A 24323-nucleotide genomic window follows, 5' to 3' on the forward strand; every position below is an offset into this window, starting at 1 on the left:
GTCCAAGGCAGCCGGACGCGGGCATCCTTGTGGTGTGTGCGTGCAGGCGCCCCGCGGGAGCACTCGGGCACCGCCGGTGGGCCGCCTTCCCGCCCGCGGCGGGTTCTGTCACGCCTACCTCCGAGAGGGCCATGCCTAGTCCCGATACACCCAGTCATAGTCCGACGCCTGCCCTGGACCGGGCCGACCTGGGCAGGCGACAGTGATCGAGTGGCTCCTCGTCCTGATCAGCGTCGCGCTGGTCGGGGTCTGCGGCGTTTTCGTCGCCGCCGAGTTCTCCCTGGTGACGGTCGACCGCATGACCGTCGAACGTGCCGCGGCAGTCGGTGACCGCAGGTCCAGAGGCGTCCTCAAGGCGCTCAGGAACCTCTCGACCGAGCTCTCCGGCGCTCAGCTCGGCATCACCATCACCAATCTGGCGATCGGCTTTCTCGTCGAACCGGCGATCGCGCGTCTGCTCCACGGCCCGCTGAAGGCGATCGGGATACCCGCGGGAATGGCCACCGGCGTCGCCGTGGCGGTAGCCGTGCTGCTCGCCGCGGGCATTACCATGATCTACGGCGAGCTCGTCCCGAAGAACCTCGCGGTGGCCCGGCCGCTGGCGACCGCGCGGATGGTGCAGGGGTTCCAGCGTGGGTTCAGCCGGGCGGCCTCCTTCCTGATCCGCCTGCTCAACGGCGCCGCCGAGGGCCTGCTGCGGCGGCTGGGCATCGAGCCGCAGGAGGAGCTTGCCTCGGCCCGCTCCGCGCAGGAACTGTTCTCCCTGGTCGGCCGGTCCGCGGAGCAGGGTACGCTCGCGCCGGAGACCGCGACGTTGCTGCAACGCTCGCTGGCGTTCGGGCGCAAGCAGGCCGCGGACGTCCTCACCCCCCGGGTCCGCATGTGGACGGTCGGGGTCGGTGACCCGGTCAGCGAGGTGATCGCGCTCACCCGTCGGACCGGGCACTCGCGTTTCCCGGTTGTCGGGCAGGGCCTCGACGACGTGGTCGGCCTGGTCCATGTCAAGCACGCGGTCGCCGTCTCCGAGGACGACCGGGACACCGTGGCCGTCAGCGACGTGATGATCCCCCATCTGAGCGTGCCGTCCACGATCGAACTCGATCCGTTGCTGGAGACACTGCGCCGCGGCGGGCTGCAGATGGCGGTCGTCATCGACGAGTTCGGCGGCACGGACGGCCTGGTCACCATCGAGGACCTGATCGAGGAGTTGGTCGGCGACGTCGTCGACGAGCACGACCGGGTCGGGCTGCGCGCGGCCCGGCGCCGGGACGGGACGTGGCTGCTCTCCGGTCTGCTCCGCCTCGACGAGGTGGCGCAGACCGTTGACGTCCACCTGCCGGTGGACGAGGCGTACCAGACCCTTGGCGGGCTTGTCGCCGACCGTCTCGGCCGGGTGCCGGTCGCCGGTGACGTGGTCGAGGTCGACGGCGTCACCCTCACCGTCCAGCTGATGGACGGCCGCCGGGTGGACCGGGTCCGCCTGGTTCCCGCGCACGTCCACGCCGACGGCGAGCCGCCAACGGACGGCGGCTCTCCCGTGGACGGCGCGTCCCCCAGGGACGGTGACGGTTCCGCGGACGGCGACCGTTCCGGAAACAGCGGCCGTCCCAGGGGCGGGCGGCGCGGCTGCGCCGCCGAGGACGCGATGGGGGCGCTGCGGTGAGCATCCCGCTCGCGCTCTTCCTCACCGTCGTCCTGCTGCTCGCCAACGCCTTCTTCGTGGGAGCCGAGTTCGCGCTGATCTCGGCCCGGCGCAGCGCCATCGAGCCGCTGGCACAGGCCGGTTCGGCCCGCGCGCGGATCACGCTGCGCGCGATGGAGGAGGTCTCCCTGATGCTGGCCGGTACCCAGCTGGGTATCACGGTCTGCACCCTGGGGCTCGGCTCGCTCGGGGAGCCCGCGGTCGCGCACCTGCTCGAAGGCCCGCTCGAGGCGGCCGGGATGCCGCACGCCCTGCTGCACCCGGTCGCGCTCACCGTCGCCATGACGGCGGTCGTGTTTCTGCACGTGGTCATCGGCGAGATGGTGCCCAAGAACATCGCCCTGGCCGGGCCGGACCGCGGCGCCCTGTTACTCGTCCCGCCGCTCGTCGGCGTCGTGCGCTACCTGCGCCCGGCGATCGCGGCCCTGAACGCGGTCGCCAACCTCAGCCTGCGCATCGTCCGGGTGGCGCCGAAGGACGAGGTGGCCAGCGCCTTCACCCGCGACGAGGTCGCCGGCTTCGTCGAGGAGTCCCGCCGGGAGGGGCTGCTCGACGCCGACCAGCACGGGCTGCTCTCCGGGGCGCTGCACTTCGACGAACGCAGCGCGCGCAGCGTCCTGCTGCCCCTCGACAGCCTGGAGACGGTCGAGGTCGGGGTCACCCCCCGGGGGGTGGAGGCGGTGGCTGCCCGGACCGGGTTCTCCCGCTTCCCGGTCCGGGCAGCCACCGGCGAGCTCGTCGGATACCTGCATCTCAAGGACGTCCTGGAAACCAACCCGCGCAAGCGGGCGGCGCCGGTCCCCGCCAAGTGGGTCCGCCCGCTGGCCAGGGTCGGTGCCGACGACCGGCTCGCGACGGTGCTCGCCACGATGCAGCGCAGCGGGGCGCATCTGGCCCGGGTCACCGACCAGGAGGGGCGGATCCTCGGGGTCGTCGCGCTGGAGGACGTCCTGGAGGAACTTGTCGGCGAGATCCGGGACGACAACCAGCCGGCCGCCCGGTGATCCGCCTCTCGAGCGACCCGGTTCTTGAGCGCCCCGGTGTCCGGTGGCCGGTGACCTGGCTCGCGGGTGGCCCGGCGCCCGGGACGCAAGGAGCGTGATCGTGACGCTCCGGGCCGGTTAGCCTTCGTCCATGGCAGGAACCGAAGCGGGCACGGTCGTCGTCAGCCTTCCGGACAAGCGCTGGATCGACCTGGTCGGCCCGATCCCGGCCGTGCGGGCCGTGGTGTGGGACGCCGACTCCGACCCGCGGCGGGCGGGTGTGCTGGACACCGAGTTCCTCGTCCCCCCGTACATGAGGCGGGCGGACTGGTCCCTGGTCAACAGCCTGCCCCGGCTGCGGGTCGTGCAGACGCTTACCGCGGGTTATGAGGATGCCATCGCGAACGTGTCCCCGAAGGTCACTTTGTGTCATGCGGCAGGTGTGCACGACGCTTCCACGTCCGAGCTGGCCGTGGGGCTCGTCCTGGCGCAGCTGCGGGGGATCCCGGCCGCGGTCCGCGCGAGCGGCGCCGCGCGGGGACGCTGGCAGCCGCGCACCCTGCGCTCGCTGGCGGACCGGCGGGTGCTCGTGGTGGGCGCCGGCGGCCTCGGGACGGCCATCGCCGCCCGGCTCGAACCGTTCGAGGTGTCGCTGACCCGCGTCGCGAGCCGGGCCCGGGACGACGGGCGCGGTCACATCCACGCGGTCACCGAACTACCGGCCCTGCTCCCGGAGCAGGACGTGGCCGTCCTGGCCTGCTCGCTCAACGAGAGCACCCGCGGCCTTGCCGACGCCCGGTTCCTCGCCGCGATGCCGGACGGCTCGCTGCTGGTCAACGTCGCCCGGGGAGCGGTCGTCGACACCGACGCCCTGCTCCGTGAGCTGCACGACGGGCGGTTGCTGGCGGCTCTGGACGTCGTCGAGCCGGAGCCGTTGCCCGACGCGCACCCGTTGTGGTCCGCGCCCGGTGTGCTGCTGACCCCGCATCTCGGCGGCAACACCAGCGCGTTCAAGCCCCGCGCCGCCGCGTTTCTCCGGGACCAGATCGCCCGGTTTGCCGCGGGCGACACGCTCCGGGCGATCGTCGCCGGCCCGGCGGCCCCGGCGGCACCCTCCGAGATCGCCATCCCAGCGTCATGACTGAACACAATGATCGATATTTCGGTGCCAGCCAGGCATTCGACCAGCCGCCAAGGGGGTGTCGGGGGGACGGAGTCCCCCTGACATGGGGGTTCCAGGGGGTCCCCCCTGGGCCAGCATGACGCGGGAGCCTGGAAAGGTGGCCGAAGGCCACCGAACAGGATCCAACCGAGGGTGAGTGACGGGACTTGAACCCGCGACACCCGGGACCACAACCCGGTGCTCTACCAGCTGAGCTACACCCACCACGTGCTGAAAACCGCACACTGAAACCGAACCGTCGGCCGTCAGCGGTCGTACACCCGTGACCGGCCGGCCAACTGTTCAGGCCCGGCCCATAGTACCGGTCCGATCGTCCTTCTGGCGAAACGCCTTGCGGTGCCACGGGTGGGTCGAGAGCGTGATCGGACGGTTGCTACTTTCGGATGGTGGCCGTGTTCGGCGGATGGCGAGCGCGCCCGGACGGTGGCCGCGCCCGGACGGCCGCCGGTGGGGTCTGCGCGGCATCCGCCGGGGTGCGGCTGGTGGGGGCGGTCTCTGCCGAGGTGGTGCCCGTCCGGGGGGCGCCCGCCGACGCGGATGGTGGGCTGCCCGCGTCGTCGCCCGCGTCGTCCGTGCCGGTCTCCCGGCCCGCCGCCCGGGTGATCTCCTGCGCCGTTGCCCGAGCGAACTCGCTGGTGGGTCCCGGCTGCGGTACGAAGATCGCCTTTCGGTAGTAGCGCAGCTCGTCGATGCTCTCCTGGATGTCGGCCAGGGCGCGATGCCCACCACGCTTGGCCGGTGCCGCATAGTAGGCCCGCGGGTACCAGCGTCGGGCGAGTTCCTTCACGGTCGACACGTCGACCATTCGGTAGTGCAGGTAGCTGTCGAGCGCCGGCATGTACCGGGCGAGGAAGTTGCGATCGGTAGCGATCGAGTTGCCGCACAGTGGGGCCTTGCCCGCGTCCGGGATCTGATCGCGGACGTAGTCGAGCACCTGTCGTTCGGCGTCGGCCACGGTCAGCGTCGATGCCCGTACGGCTTCGGTCAGCCCCGAGGTGGCGTGCATCTGCTGGACTACGGCATCCATCCCGGCCAGTGCGGTCTCCGGCGCGGACACGACCACGTCCACGCCGCCGCCAAGGATATTCAGTTCGCTGTCGGTGACCAGGCATGCGACCTCCAACAGGAGATCGGAGGCGGCGTCGAGCCCGGTCATCTCACAGTCGATCCAGACGAGGCGATCCATATCTGGTTGACCATAGGGTCTTCGGGCCGGAACGTCACGCGCGGGCCCGCTCCTCGCCGGTCACGGGACGCCGCCACACCGTGATCGCAGGCTGTGTGACCACAGCCAGGCCGGGGGTGAGGCACCGAGCGGGAGCGGCGGATGGGACCAGGTGCGCGGGCCGCCGTCCACCCGCAGGGGCGGAAGTACGTAGGTCAGCCGTCCGGCGTGACTGCCGACCGTGTCCAGCCACGAGGTCACGTCGATCGCGGAGGCATCCGCGGAGGCACCCGCCGCGGCCGTGCCGCCAGCCGTGGCAGCACCGGCGACGGTTCCGACGGCCTTCCCCTCGGTTCTCGCGCGCCGGGCGAGCAGCCAGGTGGCGGTCTGGGCGAGTGACAGCTGGACGTGCCAGGAACCGGATTCCCGGTGGCGCAGCGTGAGGGCACGCAGGACAGCCGCCGCCATCACGTAGCCGGTGGCGTGGTCGAGCGCCTGGGCGGGCAGCACCCCTGGTCGCACCCCTGGCCGGCCGCTGTCGTGGCTATGCCCGTGGCGGCCTGGACGATGCTGTCGAACCCGCGCCGCCCGGCCCACGGTCCGGTCGGTCCCCATGCGCTCAGCGTCGCCACCACGATCCCGGGACGGATCCCGGGGCGCCGCTCGTGCAGCGCCCGCGGTGACAGCCCGAACCGGTCCAGCGCTCCGGGGCGGTACCCGCTCACGACGACGTCCGCGGATGCCAGCAGCTCCTCGAACGCCCGCCGGTCGGCTGGGCGTTCGAGGTCGAGAAAGGCCGATCGCTTGCCCGGGCCGGTGTCGAGGTGCTGGGCGGGGATCTCGGGCAGCCGCGGGCTGTCGACCCGCAGAACGTCGGCGCCGAGAAAGGCGAGGATCCTGGTGCCGATCGGGCCGGCGATGACCCTGGTCAGATCGAGGACACGGATCCCCGCGGCGGGCAGGCCGCGTTCGTGGACCGGGCCGTGCCCGTGGGTCGGGTGTCCCGCACCGGGCGCGCGCTCGTCGTCCAGCCGGCGCACACCTGCCAGGGGCAGCTCGGCGAGGGCGCGGCCCTGTGGGTGCCGTCGCCACTCGGCGGTGTTCCGCACGGCCGCGGCCACGCCGCCGTGCGCCACCACCCCGTCCTCGACCTCGGTCGCGGGCAGGGTGGCCACGGCTGCTCTGACGGCGGCCGTCGGGTCGGTCACGGTGTCGGCGATCCCGAGCGCCGCCCGCAGCCGGGTGCGATGGTGCGGGTAGTTGCCGTGCAGCCGCACCCAGCCGTCCGCCGCCGGCAGGAAGGCCGACAGCGGATCCATGCCGATCTGCGGCTGCCCGTCGAGGCGCAGGTGCCGTTCGCTGGTGAAGGCCGCGGCCACCGCGCCACTGTCGATCGTCAGCGGTTCCCTGCGCTGCGGGCCCGCTCCCGTGCGCGCGGCGCTGAGTTCGCCGGCCGCGAGCCCGACGACGGCCACGCTCGCCTGGGCGAGCGCGCTGACCGGTAGCCGTGACGGCAGGGTCCGCGGTGGGCCGATGATCGTCACCGCGTCCTGGCCGGGGAACTCGCCGCCGAGCGCTCGTGCGGCTTCGGCGATCATCTCCCGAACATGGCGGAAATGTGACTTGTCACTCACCGATGGCCCGTTTCCAGGCTCGGACGTCGACATCTGCACCCTTCCCGCGACATCGCGTACGGCTTCCACGACATCGTGTTCCGCGACATCGCGTACGGCGGGCCGCCGAGCTGGTGAGCGCTCCGAGCTGCCGTACCGGTCCGCGAAGGGGCGGTCCGTCCGGTTTCAGCGGCGCCGGGCCGGACGCCCCGGCGGCCGGACCGCCACCCGGCGGTGGCGATGGCTGTCACGGGGACGTTGACGGCTCCGGAGGCGCCCCGCCGCTCGCAGGCGCTCTTGTCGCAGGAAATCCGGTCGACTGCAGATGCGGTCCACGGCCCCGACGGTAGCGGTCCAGTCGGCTTTCGGGGCCAGTTGTCACAAACCATTAACTTTACCGGCGGCGTGTCGAGCACCATCACCCCCCCAGGGGATGAGCCCCCGCAGGGGGTGGGTGGGGCGGAGTCCGGCTACGTCGTCACTCAATGTCAATATGTTGTGCATCTGTTGATATGACATCGACGCGACAGCTGTCCAGCGGCACGGTGGCTGTCCAGCGGCACGGTGGCTGTCCAGCAGGTGGTGTGACCCGCCAGGTATCGTGACGATGTGGGCATGGACGATGTGGGCGGGTACGACCGGCCCGGCAGTGGGTGGCCGGTCTGTCGTGGCGTCCCACCGGGGCTGCCTGCCCGGCCCGCGCGAGCGGCCTCCAGCGGTATGGATGACCGGGATCGCGCTGCCGGCCGGCCGGCCGGTCCGGGCCTGGTGACTGGAGGTTTGGCCCATCAGCGCACATGATCGTTACGACGCGTCGGCCGGCGATCGCACCTGGAGCGTCCCCATGGCCGGCAGTGCCCGGTTCTCCTGGGACTACGCCGACGGCCGGGCCCGGCTGCTGGCCCTCTACCAGCAGGGCAAGGACAAGCAGTGGGATGCCGCGACCAGAATCGACTGGTCGCAGGAGGTGGATCCGCACCACCCGCTGGGGCTGTCCGACCGGACGGTCCCGATCTACGGGCTTCCGCTGTGGGACAAGCTCGGCCGGCGGGAGCGCGGCGAACTGCGCCAGCACCTGATGGCCTGGCAGTTCAGCCAGTTCCTGCACGGCGAGCAGGGCGCGATGATCTGTAGTGCCCGGATCGTCGAGTCCGTCCCGGACATGGACGCGAAGTTCTACGCCGCGACCCAGACGATCGACGAGACGCGGCACGCGGAGATCTACTCCCGCTTCCTGCGGGAGAAGATCGGCCTTCTGTATCCGATCAACCCCGAGCTGCGCTCGCTGCTGGAGACGACGCTGAGCGACAGCCGGTGGGACATGCCGTACCTGGGCATGCAGGTGCTCATCGAAGGCCTCGCGCTGGCCGCCTTCGGCGTCCTGCGGGACGCCGCCACGGCGGCGCTGCCCAAACAGATCCTTTCCTATATCATGCAGGACGAGGCCCGGCACGTCGCCTTCGGACGGCTGGCGCTGCGTGACTACTATGCGCAGTTGTCCCGTCGGGAGCTCGACGAACGCGAGGAGTTCGTCGTCGAGAGCTGCTGGCTGATGCGTGACCGGCTGCGCGGCGCCGAGGTCTGGGAGAACCTCGGCTTCGACATGGACGCCTGCCTCGCCGCGGTGGAGACCTCCGAGTACATGCGGGCTTTCCGCAAGCTGCTGTTCAGCCGGATAGTGCCGTGCGTGAAGGACATCGGCCTGTGGGGGGAGAGGGTCCGCACCGCCTACGAGCGGATGGGCGTCCTCGAGCTGGCCGGTCTCGATCTTGCCGAGCTGATGCGCCGGGACGCCGACATCGCAGACGGCCTCGACCGGACGCGAGCGCAGGAGGCCGAGTTCGCCAGACGGCGGGAGCAGGTGGCGGAGACGATCGCCACGGCGCTCTGACCCGAGCGCCTGCCCAGCTGGTCACGTGACCGGCCGGGTGCGTGACCAGCCGGTTGGCCTGCCTGGCCGGTTGCGCAACCAGCTGGTTACCGCGGACGTGCGGATAGCTGGTCGATCGGTCGTACGGTCATCCAATCCTGGAAAGACGGCTACGAAAAGTCACTGTCTGTCATAGATGACAGTAGGCGGTCGCTTACGGTGATGGTCGGCGGCGTGGCAGGTTGCGGTTCTCGGGAAGCGATCCGGGCGATCCGGAGTTATCCTCTTCCAGTAGTTGCATTAGCAACGAAACTCTGGGAGGGACAGCATGCCTGCCGTTACCGCCGACACAACCACCCTGCCGCGTTTGGCCGTACCTCTGCCTGGCCAGGTGGAGCGGCCCGTCCGGTCGGTCACGACCGCGCCGTCGGGCCGTGAGGGTGAGGGCTTTCCCGTCCGCCGTGCGTTCGCCGGGGTCAGCCTTGCCGATCTTGACCCCTTCGTCCACATGGACCAGACGGGTGAGGTCGACTACGCGCCCGGTGAGCCCAAGGGCACGCCGTGGCATCCGCACCGCGGCTTCGAGACCGTGACATACATGATCGATGGGACGTTCCAGCACCAGGACTCCAACGGTGGAGGCGGGGTCATCACGGACGGGGCGACCCAGTGGATGACCGCGGGTGCCGGCATCCTGCACATCGAGACCCCGCCCGAGCAGCTTGTCGTCAGCGGCGGGCTCTTCCACGGCATCCAGCTGTGGGTCAACCTGCCGGCGCGGGACAAGTTCAGCCCGCCGCGCTACCAGAGCATCGAAGGCGACCAGGTCGTGCTGCTCGCGTCGCCGGACGGGGGTGCGCTGTTGCGGATCATCGCTGGCGGTCTTGCCGGTGACGCGGCCGGTCACCGTGGGCCGGGCGCCACCCACACCCCGATCACGATGATGCACGCGACTCTGTTCCCGGGCGGGCGGGTGACAGTCCCCTGGGAGCCGGGTTTCAGCGCGCTGGCCTACATCCTTGCCGGCTCGGGGCGGGTCGGTGACGAGGGTCGGCCGGTCCGCACCGGGCAACTCGCGGTGTTCGGGCCCGGCGACTACCTGACGCTCGCGGCCGACGACCAGCAGGCCGGGACGGATGGCCGGTTGGAGGTGCTGCTGCTCGGTGGGCGCCCGATCCGGGAGCACGTCGAGATGTACGGCCCGTTCGTGATGAACACCAAGGAGGAACTGCGCCAGGCGGTGGCCGACTACCAGGAGGGCCGTCTCGGTGTCATTCCCCCGAACGCCCTCATGCCGCACCGGGTCGCCCGTCGATCGGGGTGACCAAATGCGAAATCCGTAGTTGATCGATTATCGGCAGTCAACCGGAGAATCGAGCCTTCTTTCGGTAATGCCGGAGATCGGTATACGGTGCAAAAACAGATGCAGATGCAGATGCAGGTGCAGATGCCGGGGCGATACATATACGTGTTCCGGTGTGCACGCTTTGAACCCGCCACGCTTCGACGGCACGGAGCGTGACGGGTTCACGTCGATTGCGGCCCGTTGTAGTCGCTTATACGATGTGCGTTTACCTGCCTGACTTTTCGTCGTCCTCTTGATGTCTTTGGCTGGGTGCCGGGAGGGTTCGGCGTGCCGTCGCGGCGAGACGGTGTTGAACTAGCGGTGTGGGAGCGTTCCGCGCGGAAGCGACCCACCTTTGGTGATCCAGGTGTTCCGGGCGTGGCGGGAGCATGGTCACGCCGCCCCTGGCCCACCAGGATCGTGGGTCTGGCAGGTCCGTTCGGCCGCATCTCAGCGGGGTGACGGCAACCCGGGAATGATCCTCGCCGGTACCGCCAGCGGCCCTGACATCCCTGAGCCGCGGCCCCGGGCTCCGGGTTACCGGGTGGGTGGTTCAGGATGAATAGGTGTCGTGGTGTCAGAATGTATCCCGCTGACGCGATAATGGGGAGATGATCGCTTGACGATGTCAGTTCACACCGCTCGTCGGCTGCGGTTGATCGGTGCGGGGCGGGTCGTGCTGCTGATGGCGGCCGTGTTTTTTGCCGTCACGACGCTCGTCGGCCTACGTGATGTGTCGTCCGTCGTCAACCAGGTCGACAGATGGCTGGGCAACAGCTTCAGCGTCGCAGCCGGTGGCTTTTGTATGTTGCGTGCCATTCTGGTCCGCGGTGAGCGGCTCGCCTGGGCCGTGCTCGGCAGCGGTCTGCTGTCCTACGGCGCTGGCAGCATCTACTTCACCGAGATCATGAAGCATGTCGGTGCGCCGTCGCCGGCGGACATCGGTTGGCTCGTGTTCTATGTGGCCACCTGTGTCTCCGTGATCCTCCTGCTGCGTGGGCGGGTTATCCGGTTTCATCCCAGCGTGTGGCTGGACGCGCTGGTAGGCGGCCTCGGCGTGGCCGCGTTGGCAAGCGGGCTTGCCGCCGCTGTCATCGGCGTGGACAACCCGGTAGGGCTGTCAGTCCTCGGCCTGAACATCGCCTATCCGCTCGCCGACCTGATGTTGCTCGTGCTCGTGGCCAGCGCGTTCGGGCTGCGGGGCTGGCACCCCGAGAAGGCCTGGTGGCTGTTGGGGGTCTCCCTTGCCGGCTTCGCGGTCGCCGACACGATCGTCACCGGCGCGATGGCGAGCGGCACCTATGCTCCGGGCGGTCCGGTCGAGGCGCTCTGGGGGCTCGCACTCGTCCTGCCGGCCTACGCCGCGTGGCAACGGACCCCACGGGAGATGTCCGAACGGGTCGCCGGCTGGGAGGTGCTGTTCATCCCGGTCTTCTTCGCCGTCAGCGCGCTCACGCTGCTGGTGCTCGGGGCCTTCATCAGGCTGCCGCCGCTGACCGTCGTGCTCGCCGCCGGGACGGTCCTGACCGCCATCGTCCGTGCCGGCATCACGTTCACCGAGGTCCGTCAGCTCGCGGACAGCAAGATGCAGGCACGCACGGACGAGCTGACGGGGTTCGCCAACCGCCGTGGCTTCTTCGAGCGTCTCAACGAGGAGGAGACACGCGGCGGCGGCGCCGCGCGCTTCACGCTACTCGTGCTCGACCTGGACCGCTTCAAGGAGATCAACGACTCTCTCGGCCACCAGGTCGGCGACGATCTGCTCAAACTCGTCGGTCGCCGGATCGAGACGGCGCTGCGCCCGACAGACCTGCTGGCCCGGCTCGGCGGCGACGAGTTCGCCGTGCTCCTGCAGGATGCCGACGCCACCGCGGCACGGACCGTCGCCGAGCGGGTGCTGGCCGCTCTCGACGGCCCGTTCGATGTCGACGGGGTGAGCTTCCACGTCGACGCCAGCATCGGAGTCGCGGTCTACCCCGATCACGCGGTGGCCGGGAACGTCCTGTTGCAGCGGGCGGACATCGCGATGTACGCGGCAAAGGCCGCCCGCACCCGGATCGAGCACTACCGGCCCGGCGCTGACCTGCACATCCTCGACCGTCTCGACGTCATCGAGACCCTGCGGGCCGGGCTCGGTCAGGACCAGCTGCGCCTGCACTACCAGATGAAGGTCGACCTGCGCACGGGCAGCTGCCACGCGGTGGAGGCCCTGGTGCGCTGGGAGCATCCCACCAGGGGGCTGCTCCAGCCCAACGAGTTCCTGCCCATGGCCGAACACACCGGGCTGATGCGCACGCTGACCCTCGAGGTGCTCGGGCTGGCCCTCGACCAGTGCCGCCAGTGGTGGGACGCCGGCCTCCAGATCGGCGTCGCGGTCAACCTCTCCGCGCCCAACCTGCTCGACAAGGGATTCCCGGCCGAGGTCGGGGAGCTCCTCACGACGAAGGGGGTGCCACCGAGGGCGCTCGAACTGGAGATCACCGAGACCGCTCTGATGCTCGACCGGATCCGGACCGCGGCCGTGCTCGGCAGCCTGCGGGAGATGGGCGTCCGCATCGCCGTCGACGACTACGGCACCGGCTACTCGTCCCTGGCCTACCTGCGGGAACTGCCGGTGGACGTGCTCAAGCTGGACAAGTCGTTCGTCATCCACCTCGACTCCGACCCGCTCTCAGCGGCCATCGTGCAGTCCACGGTGGGGCTCGCGCACTCCCTGGCTCTGCGGATCGTGGCCGAGGGGGTCGAGACCGAGACGGCCATGGGGCGGCTGGCCGACTACGGCTGCGACTTCGCCCAGGGCTTCTACCTGGGCGCCCCCCAGCCCGCCGACAAGCTGACCCCGCTGCTGTGGCATCGCAACCGCCGCGCGTATTCTTCCTCCTCCGGGGAGGGCGGCTGCCCGCCGTCCCGATTAGAGCGGGTGACAGCGGCTGATCTGATGGCCGACCGGGCCGAACCTGCCCGCGCCGGCCGCCCGTGGATCTGACCAGCATGAGTTCGGGCAGCACAGATCCGGGCGGCACGCCCCGGCATCCTGGCCGGTCGTTGTGGGACGCCGTGGCGGAGGTCGATCCGGCTGATCCCGGTGACGCGCCGTTCGCCTTTGGCGGTGATCTCTCCCCGGCGACCCTGGTCGGGGCCTACCGGCGGGGGGTCTTTCCCTGGCCGCTCGACGAGCCGGCCGGCGGCCCGACCGCGGCGGCGAACGCCCCGGGCCCCCGTGACCCGGCAGCGACCGGCACCCGACCAGCCGTTCTGTCGCGCGACGCCCAGGAGCTGTCGCGGGACGCCCGAGGACGGGCCGACATCGCCTGGTGGAGCCCGGATCCACACGGTGTGCTGCCCATCGGTGGGGTGCGTGTGCCCGAGTCGCTGTTCAAGCGGATGCGCGCGTGCGACTGGACGACCACCCTCGACCAGGCGTTCGCCGACGTCGTGCACAACTGCGGCCAGGGCACCCGACGTACCTGGATCACCACTGAGCTCGCCGGCGCCTACCAGGAACTGCACCGGCTTGGCTGGGCGCACAGCGTCGAGGTGTGGCAGGACGACGAGCTCATCGGCGGGATGTTCGGCGTGCTCGTCGGCGCCGTCTTCATGGCCGAGTCCATGTTCCACGTGCGCACCGACGCGTCCAAGGTCGCGCTCGTCGATTTCGACGCGCGGTTCGCGCCGGTCGGTGGCCGGCTCGTCGACGTGCAGTTCGTCACCGCGCACGCGAAGTCCATGGGAGCGGTCGAGATCCCGCGTGTGCGCTTTCTCACGGTGCTGCGGCAGGCACGGGACGCCGAGGTGCGGCTTGATCGCGGCCGCCTACCGGTCACCCGCCTGGCCGAGCTGGCCCGACAGGCGCGAAAGGCTCGGCACGCGCAAAAGGCCCAGCAGGTACAAAAGGCCCAGCAGGCCGGGCAGGCCCGACAGGCCGAGTAGGCCCGACAGGTGCCGCGGGCATCCGGGCAGGTCAGGGGCATGGCAGCGCCGGCAGCGGGCCCGGCCGCTGGGCCGCTGTCCGCCGGCTGGGAACCCGGGGCCGTGCCCGGCCATCCGGGCGCCGGGCACGGCACGACCTGACCGGCTGCCCACCGATCCCTGTCGGGCTCCCCTGTGTGGTTTCCTGCGCCCCGCCGTTTCCCCCGAGCCTGCTGGTGGGCGGCTGTCATGGTGTTACGGCGGGTACGGGTGCTACTCGTCCCGGGTGGGCGTGGAGTCCGACAGCATGTCGGCGACCTCGGCGACCTCGGCGAGCACCTCGAGCAGGTGGCTGATCTCCTCGTCGGTGTTGGCCGCGGTGACCTGGATGCGGAACCCCACCTTCTCGCGCGGCACCATTGGGTACGGCGCCAGGGTGGTGTAGATCCCCCGGTCGAACAGATGGTCGCCGATGGCGTCGATGCGTTCCGGGGCACCGATCGGTATCTCGATGATCGGGCTGCCCGACCGGTTTGGCGAGGTCAGCCCGAGCTGCCCCATTCCGTCGAGGATCCGGGCCGTCTTGCGGTGGAGGTCCGCTCGGATCGTGTCGCCCCGCCGGGCGTTGAGCGCGAATCCGGCCTGCACGGTCGCGAGCGAGGCCACGGGGGACGGCCCGGAGAAGGTGTGCGGGGAGGTGGCCGCCTTGAGGTGGTTCTTCACCTCGGTCGGGCAGGCGAGGAAGGCCAGCAGGGACGAGTAGGCCTTGGAGAAGCCCGCGACCAGGATGATCCCGTCGTAGCTCTCGCCGACATGGCGGATGAGGCTGTTGCCCCGGCTGCCGTAGGGGCTCAGTTCGTCGGGTCGGCGCTCGCCGATGACGCCGAAACCGTGTGCGTCGTCGATGTAGAGGAGCGCGTCGTTCGCGCGGGTCACCCGGGCCAGTTCCGCCACCGGCGGGATGTTGCCGGTCATGCTGTTCAGCCCGTCGACGCACACCAGCCGAGGGTGGCTGCGGCAGGCCCGCAGCATCTCCTCGAGCTCGGCGGGGTTGTTGTCGTCGAAGCGCTGCACGGTCGCGCCCCAGGCCCGGGCCATGAGGCAGCCGTCGTGGATGGAGCGGTGCGCGTTGCGGTCGAGGAAGATTGTTCCCTGCCCGGCGAGGGCTGGGATGACCGACAGATGGATGTGCGTGATCGTGGGAAGCGCCAGGCTGTCCTCGGCGCCGAGCAGGTCGGTGAGCTCCTGCTCGATCTCGATGAACAGCCGTGGGGTCGCGATCATCCGTGACCAGCTTGGATGCGTGCCCCACCTGGCCAGGTACTCCGGCACTGCCGCGATGATCTCTGGCTCGAGGTCGAAGCCGAGGTAGTTGCAGGACGCGAAGTCGGTCAGCCAGTGGTCGCCGACCCGCATCTGGCGACCGTCCACCTCGTCGACAATCGCCTCCATCATCGGATGTGTTTTCCGTAGCCGTGCCATCTCTGACATCGGACCGAGTGGCCGGGCTGGTAGCCAACGGTGGGCTTCCTGGCGCTCAGGAGAAGCGTGGAGCGAAGGTAAATCCTGCGCGGTCTTTGACAACTTCCCTCCTCAACAGGCGAGGGTGTCCACGCTAACCGCATTTTCGATGATCGCAGCGTTACGGAGCGCTGTAATCGGCCATTGTGTCGGCTATATGTCAGCCGCTTGCCGAGTGACTACCTGCCGGTAGATGGTGATCTCTTTTAGTAGCGGACGACGGAAATTGTGCCCGGAATATCACTCAACGAGATCGAGTGAATCCGTTTGGATTCCCGCCGTCGGCTTGTCATGGCTTGTTGGCCGGCGGCTCATCGGCGCTTCGTTCGTCGGTTGTTCCGTCGGCGCCCCGTCCGGCGGGCCGGGCAGGACCCGGCCCGCCGGACCCGCCGAGCCGGTGGGGCGACCCGGCGGGAGAGGGGGTTGTGAGCGTGCTGTCCCGGCCCGTCAGGCCGCCACGCGCCCGATCGCCTCGGCCGGGCAGAACTCGAGAGCCTGCAGCAGCATCTCCTCCTCGTCCTCGTTCGCCGGCTGCCGGCAGATGTAGTGGACCTCGCGCTCCTCGTCGTGCCTGAAGAAGTCCGGTGCGACCCCCCGACAGTTCTCGCAGTCGGTGCACTCGGAATCGACGAAGAAAGGTCCCTCGGCGTTCATGGGAAGTCGGCGCTTCTCGCTCGCCACGTCACACCTCACATTCGTTGTGGCGCCGTGCATTAGTTGTGGCGCGTTCGCGGTGGCTGCTCAGCAGATTCTATCGCCGGCAGCCACCGGCTGCCGGCCGCTGCCGGTCGCCGGGTGGGGCCGGCGAAAAAGCATGCCCGGGTATTGTGGCCGGAGAGTCCCGGGCCGGAGTACCCGGCCTTCGGGAGCCGCTCGCGGCGGACCTGTGAAACATTGGAACGGCCCGTTTCCGGGAGACGGAAAATATGTAACCATTATGATGCGGACGGTTGTCTGCTGGCTGAAGCCGCAGCTCGCGGGGCTGATCCGGTAGCCGCTGCCGGTGTCGGAGGTGCCCGCGGAGTTCCGGTGCCCGTCGGTGTGGGCCCGATGGTGCCGCTGTCACGGGTTTTCCGGGCCGGACGGGAGTCGTTACCGGCCGTCCGCCACCCATCGCCGGGAACGACCGGGTCATCCTGCTTTTACCGGTTGGAAACACGATATGTATGCGAATCGACAGGTCACTCGCCAGGATGCACCATACCCACCGTGTCGAACGCCTGGCGAAGAACGGGCGGATGTCTCGGCGAAAAAGGACATATGACGGGCGGCGACAGCCTGGAATCCTCATGGCAGACTCCTTGCGGGCCACCGTGGCCTGGACTGGGCGGCGCACGGACGAGCCGACATGATGAATCCGCGTGATGAACTGATGTGACGAGTTGGCGCGACAAGTCGACGTGACGGGTCGACATCGTGTGGCGAATCGGTGTCGGGCCGCCCGCGATGTGGGAGCCCGGTACCGAAGACCACGTCACGGACAACGGTGTGTCGGTGCCCGTACGGAGTTCTCGGGCATGTCCCGTCCGTAGCATCTCTGTCGCTGATTCCGCCACATCGGCGGAGTCGGTGGATACGGAGGTGACATGGCACGGGACAAACGCGACACGGCCAGGCGGGAAGAGGCCGAGCGGGAGAACCGGGGGGTGCGGACCTGCCCCCACTGCCGGGGCACCGGCCGTAAGGAGGTCCCACGGCTCGAACGCGACCGGGACGGCCACTTCGACGGCGCCGAGGTCACCGACTGCGCATGGTGCGGCGGCGGGGGAGCGCTGACATCATGATCCGAGGCCCGGCCGAGCCCCTGGATCTCCTGGGCGGCGAGGGCCTGCGGGTGGCGTCTCTGGGTGATCTGCGCGGTGGCCGTTACGTCTTCGGCGTCGTCTCCATGAAGCTCGTCAAGGTCAATAGCTGACAGGTCCTGTCATCTGAAGCAGGCCGGTCGTCCATCTCACATGGCCCTCGGCCGCGCCGGCGACACCGAACGTAGCCGGGGGCCACCGCCGTCCGGCGGGCAGCGCACTACGGATGTGTCAGGCATGCAGCGCAGACGTCCCCGGTGGAGTCTTCAGGGGGTGTCTCCGGCCCACGGGGAACCGGAGGCACCCCTTGAAGGGGCTCGTGCAGGAAGGCAGACGCCGACTACGGGGGAGGGAGCCTTTATGAGGAGGGGGAGGCGAAGCCGGCCTTGGCAAGTACCTCCTGGCCGGTCGACGACAGGACGAACTCCGTGAACGCCTGCCCGGCGCTCGAGTTCGGCGCCTTGGTCAGAACCGCGATCGGGTAGGACGTGGAGGCGTTCTGTTCCTTGGGGATCTCGATACCCTTCACCTTCGCCCCGGCGGCCTGGGCGTCGGTGACGTACACCACGCCACCGTCGACCTCACCGAGCTCGACGGTGGTCAGCACACCCTTCACGTCGGCGCCGTAGGTCTTCGGCGTGACCGTGACACCCGCGTTCGAGAAGACCTTCGCCGCGACCGCGCCGCACGGGACCTGGACCTGGCAGAGCGCGACCTTCACACCGGGCCTCGCCAGGTCGGCCACGGAGGCGATGTTCGCGGGATTGTCCGGCGGAGTAACGATCGCCATCTTGTTCTGCGCGAACGTCTTCGGGTCGGCGGCGTTGCCGGCGTCGACGACCGTGGTCATGTTCGTGGTGCTGGCCGAGGCGAAGACGTCCGCCGGCGCCCCCTGGTTGATCTGGGTGGCCAGGGCCGAGCTCGCGGCGAAGTTGAACTTCACGGTCACCCCGGGATGCGCCGCCTCGAACTGCTTGCCGAGCTCGGTGAACGATTCGGTCAACGACGCGGCGGCGAACACCGTCACTGTCCCGGTCACAGACGGTGTTGCCGTCGCCGCGCCGGACGGAGTCATCGGACCGGTGTTGTCCGTGTCCGAGCCACAGCCCACCAGGAGCGCGCACAGCAGTGCGCACAGCGCCCAGAGTTTCGAACGTGTTCTCACGCGTCCCCCTTACTATCGTCGAGATATCCGACGGAGCCGTGACTCCGACCGGACAACGGTTCAGCGACGTTGCTGAGAAAAATCCGTCACCACGTCGGTGGACTGCGCCGAAATCGTGGTGACCGTGGCTGGGGCAGAATCGTGGAACCGGGACCGGGCCTGGTTCCACGGCCGACCGCGAGGCGAGCTGGTGCGGGCCCGGTCCAGCTCCTCGTCCGTGCCGGCGGCGCCGTCGTGGCCAGCACAGATCATGACTATGACGAGCGGCTGCGGGCAGACCTGCCCGTTGCCACCGCGTCCGCGGTTGTGGAGAAGGAGGTCCGTGAGCCGCCGCCGTGCCCTCCTCGCCGGCATGGGACGGAACGACGAGCCGCCGACGTCATGCCGGTGGCTCGCGTCCCGAGGCGGCGACAGCCCGCCGGCGTTCGTTCACTACCAGCCGATGCCGTCAGTGCCACCGGCCGGCCAGCTTCATCCGAGATCCGTAGATTCGACACCCAGGCACCTTATCGAGCGCATCCACGGTTTGTCTTCCCCTATCTCGCCTGATTCGCGATGTGGATGCGCTCTCGGCAGGCGCGGGGGTACAGAGAACGCGTGATCATGTATTTCGGACGCCGCGGCAGGGTCCGCCTGTTACGGGAAAAGACGGGCATGGCGGCGGCCGACAATCATCTGGACATCGCTGGGAAACCCGACAGAAATTCGCGGCCATGTGACCCGGACGGCGATTCCGCCGGCCGGATTTCACGGCAGGAGCTCAACCGACAGCCCAGTCACTCCACGTTCCGCATCCGCCATCCCCGGACGCGGAAGCAGGTTCTCGAGCCCCAGGTAGTCACGCTATGTACAGAACTGCGATCATTGGTGTCAGTTGGAGTGGCCGTCGCCCTGACCGGCATGGCCGTTGGAGCACGCGGCGGGAACGCCACGCAGCGGTCATACCGACGGCCGTCCCGGGTGGGGCAGGGGTGAACGGGGGCTGTTCACTCGGCGAGGGCGTCGAGGATCTGTTGCCCGTACCTGGCGAGTTTGTGCTCGCCGACGCCGCTGATGGTGGACAGTTCGGCCAACGTGGCCGGCGGGCGTGACGCGATCTCGCGCAGGGTGGCGTCATGGAAGATCACATAGGCCGGGACGCCCTGTTCCTTCGCGGCGGCCGCGCGCCAGGTGCGGAGCCGCTCGAACACCGGCATCGCGTCTTCCGACAGCTCGGCCACGGCGACGCGGCGGGACTTCGCGCCCTTGGACGCGGCTGCGCCCGTGGACGCGGCCTTGGCGGCGGGCTCCGGCTCGCGCCGCATCAGGACCGTGCGCTGCCCGCGCAGCACGTCGGCGCTCGCGCCGGTGAGTACGAGGGTGCCGTGCTCGCCCTCGACCGCCAGCAGCCCCTGGACCAGCAGTTGCCGCACCACACCGCGCCACTCGGGCTCACCGAGCTCGGTGCCGACACCGAAGACCTTCAGCGTGTCGTGATCGTGCTGGATCACCTTGGCCGTCTTCCTGCCGAGCAGGATGTCGACGAGGTGGCCCGCGCCGAACTTCTGGCGGCGCTCCCGCTGCAGCCGGAGCACGGCCGACAGCAGCTTCTGGGCGGCGATCGTGCCATCCCACGTCTGCGGGGGTGTCAGGCAGGTGTCGCAGTTGCCGCACGGGGCGGTGCGCTGCTGCCCGAAGTAGGCGAGCAGCCCGGTGCGGCGGCACTCGACCGTCTCGCACAGCGCGAGCATGGCGTCGAGGTGGGTACTCAGTCGCCGACGGTGCGTGAGGTCACCCGCGGACGCGTCGATGAGCTTGCGCAACTGGACGACGTCCTGGAGACCGTAGGCCAGCCACGCGGTCGAGGGCAGCCCGTCCCGCCCGGCGCGCCCGGTTTCCTGGTAGTACCCCTCGACGGATTTGGGCAGGTCGAGATGGGCGACGAAGCGTACGTCCGGTTTGTCGATGCCCATGCCGAAGGCGATGGTCGCGACCATGACGATGCCGTCCTCCCGCAGGAAGCGGGCCTGGTGCTCGGCTCTGGCGCGCGCGTCGAGCCCGGCGTGGTACGGCAGCGCCGCGACGCCGTTCGCCACCAGGAATTCGGCGATCTTCTCGACGGACGATCGTGACAGGCAGTAGACGATGCCCGCGTCCCCGGTGTGCTCGGCGCGCAGCAGCGTCAGCAGCTGCGCCTTCGGGTCCTTCTTCGGCACGATGCGGTACTGGATGTTCGGGCGGTCGAAGTCGGCCACGAAGTGGCGGGCGTCCTCCAGACCGAGCCGGGAGGTGATTTCGGCGTGCGTCGCCGGGGTCGCGGTGGCGGTCAGCGCGACCGTCGGCACGTCCGGCCAGCGCTCGCGTAACTCGGACAGCAGGAGGTAGTCGGGCCGGAAGTCGTGCCCCCACTGCGCGACGCAGTGCGCCTCGTCGATCGCGAACAGCGCGATCATGCCCCTGTCGAGCAGGGTGACCGTCGCTTCGACGCGCAGCCGCTCCGGTGCCAGGTAGAGCAGGTCGAGCTCACCGGCGAGGAAGGCGGACTCCACCTCGCGGCGCTCGTCGAACTCCTGGGTGGAGTTGAGGAACCCCGCCCGCACGCCGAGCGCCCGCAACGCGTCGACCTGGTCCTGCATCAGCGCGATCAGCGGTGACACCACGACGCCGGTGCCCGGCCGTACCAGGGCGGGGATCTGGTAGCACAGCGACTTGCCGCCACCGGTCGGCATCAGTACGAGCGCGTCGCCACCGCTGACGACATGATCGATGATCTCCTGCTGGCCGTCCCGGAACGACTCATACCCGAAGACACGGCGCAGCACCCGCGCGGCGTCGCTCGCGCCGTCAGCCAGCGGGACATCGCTGTCGGCCAGCGGCGGGGCGTCGGCCGGGCTGTCGACCAGAGGGGAGGTCACCCGGCCACTCTATGGGCGACTACCAGCCCGTCGCGTCAGATGGTCCGTACCTGTGGACAGTCGGCACCTTCGCATGTGACCTCTGTGGACGGTGACTCCCTCGCGGCCGGAAGCGGCTGGAAGCAGGTGGAACCTGGTCAGCCGGCCGGTGGGCAGAGGCAGAACGGGTGGCCCGCCGGGTCGAGGAGCACCCGCCAGCGCTCCCCGCCGGGCTGGAACTCCGCCTGCGTCGCGCCGAGCCCTTCAGCCAGGGCGATCGAGGTGTCCAGGTCCGTCACCCGGAAGTCCAGATGGAACTGTTGCGGCACGTCCTGCGCTGGCCAGCGCGGCGGCTGGTAGTCCGCGACCCGCTGGAAGCCAATCATGATCTCGGTTCCCGGTGGGGTGAGGTAGGCCCAGGCCCCCTTGTCGTCGGCGCCGGCGACACCCCAGCCGGTCAGTTCGCCGTAGAAGGTCGCGAGCTGTTTCGCGTCCGGACAGTCCAGCATCAGCCCGGCCCAGGCCGCCGTCGCGGCCGGTGCCGGCGAACCGGCCGCGGCTGTGCCCGTACTCGTGTTTCCGGTCGTGCTGGTGCCTTCAGCCGTTGTTGCGGTCTCCGGCATGGCCGTCTCCTTCTCCTTCGCGGTTGCCCATCGGTCCTGTCCGCCGGCCCTGTCCGCCGGTCCGGCGCCTATCCTCGCTGGTGATACCTGACGCCTCCTGTCAGGTATCACCGAGGGAGAATCGGGTGTGCGTGCCAGCCGGCTCCTCTCCGTACTCCTGCTCCTACAGACCCGTGGCCGGCTGACGGCACGCGAGATCGCTGACGAACTCGAGGTGTCGGTCCGGACCGTCTACCGTGATCTGGACTCTCTCGCGGAGGCCGGCGTTCCGGTGGTGGCGGAGCGCGGTGCCACCGGTGGCTACCAACTCCTCGCCGGCTACCGCACCCGGCTGACCGGGCTCACTTCGGACGAGGCCGACTCGCTGTTCCTCGCCGGCATGCCGGACGCCGCCGCCGAGCTGGGGCTCGGCACGGTACTCGCGGCGGTGGAACGGAAGCTGCTGGCGGCGCTGCCCGAGCGGACACGCGAACGCGCCGTCCGGGCGCGGGAACGCTTCCACCTCGACGCCCCCGGATGGTTCCGGGCCGCCGAGGCCACCCCGCTGCTCGCCGAGGTGGCCGACGCGGTGTGGGAGCAGCGCCGCATCCGGGTCACCTACCAGCGCTGGCGGGCTCCGCGCGAGGTCACCCGCCATCTCGAACCGCTCGGCGTGGTCCTCAAGAGCGGCACCTGGTACCTGGTCGCGGGCGCCGCCGCAACGGACGAGACCGCAACGGACGAACCGGCTGAACCGGTCACTCAGCCGGGACCGTCCGCGCGGACCGGGCAGGAGGCCGCAACGGACGAACCGGCGAAACCCGGGGGACCGCCGGGCCAGCGACGGACGGGCCGTGGGCCGGATGGAACCTCACCCGGGCCCGGGACGGACAGCGCGCCGGCAACCTCGTTGCGGGTGTACCGGGTCGCGAAGATCCTGAATCTGGAGGTGAGCACCGAGACGTTCGAACGCCCGGCCCATTTCGACCTCGCCGCCTACTGGGCCGGCTGGACGGCACGCTACGAATCCGAGGTCTACCGGGGACGGGCGACCGTGCGGCTGTCACCGACCGGCATGACAATGGCTCCGTTCCGGCTTCCCCCGGCCGTGGTGCGGGCGATCCAGGAGACCGCGGGTATCCCGGAGCCGGACGGCTGGGTGCGCGCGGAACTGCCGATCGAGTCGATCAGACACGCCCGGGGTGAACTGCTCGTCCTCGGCCCCGACCTGGAAGTACTCGACCCCCCAGAACTACGAGAAGCAATGACCTACGCCGCGGAAGCACTCGCCGTCCTATACAATTCGTAACCACACAGGACAACCTGAACGCAAAGCGGCGAGACCGGGCTGTTGGGCCGAGGCGTCGCATTCCGCCGCGACGGTGGCACACCAGCGGCCGTTGCCGTTCGCCAGCCGTCCCAGCAGATCCATGCGATTGAGAATCGCGAAGTTGATCAGGACTGTGTTGTCGGGGAACAGGAGAACGGCCACGGTCTACAGACCCAGCGCCCCGGCGAGGTCGCCAACGTCTGTTTCGGGTACTGATGGCACGTCGACGTCGAGTGCGTCCGGGTCGATGCCGAGCATCCAGGCAAGCGTGTTCTTGCCGAGGGCGCCGGACTCGATTCCGGCGAGATGCGCCTCCTGGAGGGTGAGGGGGAATCGGCGCTGGGCGGCGGCATCCATGCGCAGGATGATCTCATCGATGCCCGATTCGGCCACCCAGTGACGGCGCAACAGGCGCTGGGTCGGTTGTTCGGCCCACTCGCTCACCACCGGGGGCAGTTGGCCGTTCAGCGCGTTCAGCCGGCGAGCCAGGGCGTCGGTGGACACGCCCCACCGCCAGACGAGATCGGCCAGTCCGGCGGCATCGAGACGGTTCCAGTCGACCGCGGCCAGTGAGTCGCGGGGGAGCAGAAGGCCGGCGGCGAAAGCGTTTGCGGCCGCCTCGCGCTGGTCCCACTCCGTCCTGGAGAGCTCCTGGTCGTGGTGGCCCTGGGCGAGGTGGCCCAGTTCGTGGGCCATCGACCAGTTCTCCCGGAACCAGTTGCCCGCCGCCGGAACCGCGATCACCCGATGCCCGCCGAGGGTGAACGAATATGCGGTGGACAGGTCCGCAACCCGGACGACGTCGATGCCGAGCCGGCTTTCCAGCCGTTCCGCGAACGGCCGCACGAAATCCTCGCCCAGCGCGGCTCTGGCCCCCTCCGGAGTGCCCGGGAGCGCTGGTGCGTGCCGCCGCAGGCCGGCCTGCCGGCAGGCCAACGCGATGTCGCGCAGCACCCGGTCGTCGGCGTCGCGTCCGGGCACATCCCGGTGGCCGGTTTCGTGATCGTAACGGTGCCGGGCCGCGACAACGAGCCGGTTCGGGTCGGGCTGTCCGGTGATCAGCCAGTGGATGTCCGCGTCCAGGAGGTCGGCCAGGCGCGCCAGCTCGATCGAGGAGAAAGCCCGCTTGCCGTTCACAGCGCGTGAGAACGCGTCAGGCGTCATCCCGATCTCTTCGGCGATGTCCCGCTGTGGGGTGGTGTGGCGGACCCGCCGGATGTGCTCCAACACCCGGTCCCCGATGCCGTTCATGCAGCCAGA

Annotated in this window: 19 protein-coding genes and 1 tRNA gene; 10 read left to right on the forward strand and 10 right to left on the reverse strand. The window is 69.7% G+C overall.

Annotated features, from left to right (window positions below; genetic code table 11):
• Positions 1-202 precede the first annotated feature (202 nt).
• The 3 genes from FSYMDG_RS07040 (at position 203) to FSYMDG_RS07050 (ending at position 3826) form a co-directional block, all read left to right on the forward strand.
• Positions 203-1663 carry a hemolysin family protein gene (locus FSYMDG_RS07040; RefSeq protein WP_013872877.1) on the forward strand — a complete coding sequence of 487 codons (1461 nt, stop codon included), beginning with the start codon at positions 203-205 and terminating at the stop codon, positions 1661-1663.
• On the forward strand, positions 1660-2706 hold the full coding sequence (locus FSYMDG_RS07045; RefSeq protein WP_013872878.1) for a hemolysin family protein: 1047 nt from the start codon (positions 1660-1662) through the stop codon (positions 2704-2706). Before FSYMDG_RS07040 ends, FSYMDG_RS07045 begins: the two co-directional genes overlap by 4 nt.
• Positions 2707-2836: 130 nt before the next feature.
• Positions 2837-3826 (forward strand): 2-hydroxyacid dehydrogenase, encoded by a 990-nt coding sequence (locus FSYMDG_RS07050; RefSeq protein WP_013872879.1) that lies wholly within the window; start codon positions 2837-2839, stop codon positions 3824-3826.
• A 173-nt stretch (positions 3827-3999) separates the two neighbouring features.
• Here the strand turns inward: FSYMDG_RS07050 and FSYMDG_RS07055 are convergent.
• From FSYMDG_RS07055 to FSYMDG_RS07065, 4 genes are all read right to left on the reverse strand, one after another.
• Positions 4000-4072 (reverse strand) — tRNA-His (locus FSYMDG_RS07055).
• 169 nt (positions 4073-4241) lie between these two features.
• Positions 4242-5054, reverse strand: a complete 813-nt coding sequence (gene orn / locus FSYMDG_RS07060; protein WP_013872880.1) for an oligoribonuclease — start codon at positions 5052-5054, stop codon at positions 4242-4244.
• A gap of 60 nt (positions 5055-5114) precedes the next feature.
• Positions 5115-5543, reverse strand: a complete 429-nt coding sequence (locus FSYMDG_RS27370; protein WP_202797681.1) for a hypothetical protein — start codon at positions 5541-5543, stop codon at positions 5115-5117.
• Positions 5501-6667 (reverse strand): CoA transferase, encoded by a 1167-nt coding sequence (locus tag FSYMDG_RS07065; protein WP_202797682.1) that lies wholly within the window; start codon positions 6665-6667, stop codon positions 5501-5503. The genes FSYMDG_RS27370 and FSYMDG_RS07065 overlap by 43 nt, the downstream gene beginning before the upstream one ends.
• A 766-nt stretch (positions 6668-7433) precedes the next feature.
• Between FSYMDG_RS07065 and FSYMDG_RS07070 the strand changes: the two genes are divergently transcribed.
• The 4 genes from FSYMDG_RS07070 (at position 7434) to aat (ending at position 13791) form a co-directional block, all read left to right on the forward strand.
• The gene (locus FSYMDG_RS07070) at positions 7434-8537 is read left to right on the forward strand and encodes a diiron oxygenase (RefSeq protein ID WP_043603167.1); all 1104 of its coding nucleotides are present in this window, start codon (positions 7434-7436) and stop codon (positions 8535-8537) included.
• 307 nt (positions 8538-8844) lie between these two features.
• On the forward strand, positions 8845-9840 hold the full coding sequence (locus FSYMDG_RS07075; RefSeq protein WP_013872882.1) for a pirin family protein: 996 nt from the start codon (positions 8845-8847) through the stop codon (positions 9838-9840).
• Between the two features lie 646 nt (positions 9841-10486).
• Entirely contained in the window at positions 10487-12847 is a 2361-nt protein-coding gene (locus tag FSYMDG_RS07080; RefSeq protein WP_013872883.1) for a putative bifunctional diguanylate cyclase/phosphodiesterase, read from the forward strand.
• 5 nt (positions 12848-12852) lie between these two features.
• Entirely contained in the window at positions 12853-13791 is a 939-nt protein-coding gene (aat, locus tag FSYMDG_RS07085; protein ID WP_013872884.1) for a leucyl/phenylalanyl-tRNA--protein transferase, read from the forward strand.
• A gap of 252 nt (positions 13792-14043) precedes the next feature.
• Here aat and FSYMDG_RS07090 read toward each other — a convergent pair whose 3' ends face one another.
• Together FSYMDG_RS07090 and FSYMDG_RS07095 are read right to left on the reverse strand one after the other, a co-directional pair.
• Positions 14044-15225 (reverse strand): aminotransferase class I/II-fold pyridoxal phosphate-dependent enzyme, encoded by a 1182-nt coding sequence (locus FSYMDG_RS07090; RefSeq protein ID WP_237703018.1) that lies wholly within the window; start codon positions 15223-15225, stop codon positions 14044-14046.
• A gap of 513 nt (positions 15226-15738) precedes the next feature.
• Positions 15739-15972: a ferredoxin gene (locus tag FSYMDG_RS07095; RefSeq protein ID WP_013872886.1), complete on the reverse strand. Its 234-nt coding sequence runs from the start codon at positions 15970-15972 to the stop codon at positions 15739-15741.
• A 905-nt stretch (positions 15973-16877) separates the two neighbouring features.
• On the opposite strand from FSYMDG_RS07095, the gene FSYMDG_RS07100 reads away from it, so the two are divergent.
• Together FSYMDG_RS07100 and FSYMDG_RS29140 are read left to right on the forward strand one after the other, a co-directional pair.
• Positions 16878-17075 carry a hypothetical protein gene (locus FSYMDG_RS07100; protein ID WP_013872887.1) on the forward strand — a complete coding sequence of 66 codons (198 nt, stop codon included), beginning with the start codon at positions 16878-16880 and terminating at the stop codon, positions 17073-17075.
• Positions 17072-17206: a hypothetical protein gene (locus tag FSYMDG_RS29140; RefSeq protein WP_013872888.1), complete on the forward strand. Its 135-nt coding sequence runs from the start codon at positions 17072-17074 to the stop codon at positions 17204-17206. The genes FSYMDG_RS07100 and FSYMDG_RS29140 overlap by 4 nt, the downstream gene beginning before the upstream one ends.
• Before the next feature lie 245 nt (positions 17207-17451).
• Here FSYMDG_RS29140 and modA read toward each other — a convergent pair whose 3' ends face one another.
• The 3 genes from modA to FSYMDG_RS07120 all read right to left on the reverse strand — a co-directional run bounded on the left by modA (position 17452) and on the right by FSYMDG_RS07120 (position 21754).
• Entirely contained in the window at positions 17452-18258 is an 807-nt protein-coding gene (gene modA / locus FSYMDG_RS07105) for a molybdate ABC transporter substrate-binding protein (RefSeq protein ID WP_013872889.1), read from the reverse strand.
• A 986-nt stretch (positions 18259-19244) separates the two neighbouring features.
• The gene (gene recQ / locus FSYMDG_RS07115) at positions 19245-21110 is read right to left on the reverse strand and encodes a DNA helicase RecQ (RefSeq protein ID WP_050803722.1); all 1866 of its coding nucleotides are present in this window, start codon (positions 21108-21110) and stop codon (positions 19245-19247) included.
• 179 nt (positions 21111-21289) lie between these two features.
• A complete protein-coding gene (locus tag FSYMDG_RS07120) occupies positions 21290-21754 on the reverse strand; it encodes a VOC family protein (protein WP_013872891.1) in 465 nt (154 codons plus the stop codon).
• 127 nt (positions 21755-21881) lie between these two features.
• On the opposite strand from FSYMDG_RS07120, the gene FSYMDG_RS07125 reads away from it, so the two are divergent.
• A complete protein-coding gene (locus FSYMDG_RS07125; RefSeq protein WP_013872892.1) occupies positions 21882-23042 on the forward strand; it encodes a helix-turn-helix transcriptional regulator in 1161 nt (386 codons plus the stop codon).
• 186 nt (positions 23043-23228) lie between these two features.
• Here the strand turns inward: FSYMDG_RS07125 and FSYMDG_RS07130 are convergent, their stop codons facing one another.
• On the reverse strand, positions 23229-24314 hold the full coding sequence (locus tag FSYMDG_RS07130) for a helix-turn-helix domain-containing protein (RefSeq protein ID WP_013872894.1): 1086 nt from the start codon (positions 24312-24314) through the stop codon (positions 23229-23231).
• Between the last annotated feature and the right edge of the window lie 9 nt (positions 24315-24323).

It is taken from the genome of Candidatus Protofrankia datiscae, assembly GCF_000177615.2.
GTDB classification, from domain to species: Bacteria; Actinomycetota; Actinomycetes; order Frankiales; family Frankiaceae; genus Protofrankia; species Protofrankia coriariae.

What these genes read in the sequence shown, in the direction of transcription:
- FSYMDG_RS07050 (WP_013872879.1), top strand. Translation starts at nt 2,837, where the DNA reads ATGGCAGGAACCGAAGCGGGCACGGTCGTCGTCAGCCTTCCGGACAAG.
- orn (WP_013872880.1), bottom strand. Translation starts at nt 5,054, where the DNA reads ATGGATCGCCTCGTCTGGATCGACTGTGAGATGACCGGGCTCGACGCC.
- FSYMDG_RS07075 (WP_013872882.1), top strand. Translation starts at nt 8,845, where the DNA reads ATGCCTGCCGTTACCGCCGACACAACCACCCTGCCGCGTTTGGCCGTA.
- FSYMDG_RS07080 (WP_013872883.1), top strand. Translation starts at nt 10,487, where the DNA reads ATGTCAGTTCACACCGCTCGTCGGCTGCGGTTGATCGGTGCGGGGCGG.
- aat (WP_013872884.1), top strand. Translation starts at nt 12,853, where the DNA reads ATGAGTTCGGGCAGCACAGATCCGGGCGGCACGCCCCGGCATCCTGGC.
- FSYMDG_RS07090 (WP_237703018.1), bottom strand. Translation starts at nt 15,225, where the DNA reads ATGATGGAGGCGATTGTCGACGAGGTGGACGGTCGCCAGATGCGGGTC.
- FSYMDG_RS07100 (WP_013872887.1), top strand. Translation starts at nt 16,878, where the DNA reads ATGGCACGGGACAAACGCGACACGGCCAGGCGGGAAGAGGCCGAGCGG.
- FSYMDG_RS29140 (WP_013872888.1), top strand. Translation starts at nt 17,072, where the DNA reads ATGATCCGAGGCCCGGCCGAGCCCCTGGATCTCCTGGGCGGCGAGGGC.
- FSYMDG_RS07120 (WP_013872891.1), bottom strand. Translation starts at nt 21,754, where the DNA reads ATGCCGGAGACCGCAACAACGGCTGAAGGCACCAGCACGACCGGAAAC.
- FSYMDG_RS07130 (WP_013872894.1), bottom strand. Translation starts at nt 24,314, where the DNA reads ATGAACGGCATCGGGGACCGGGTGTTGGAGCACATCCGGCGGGTCCGC.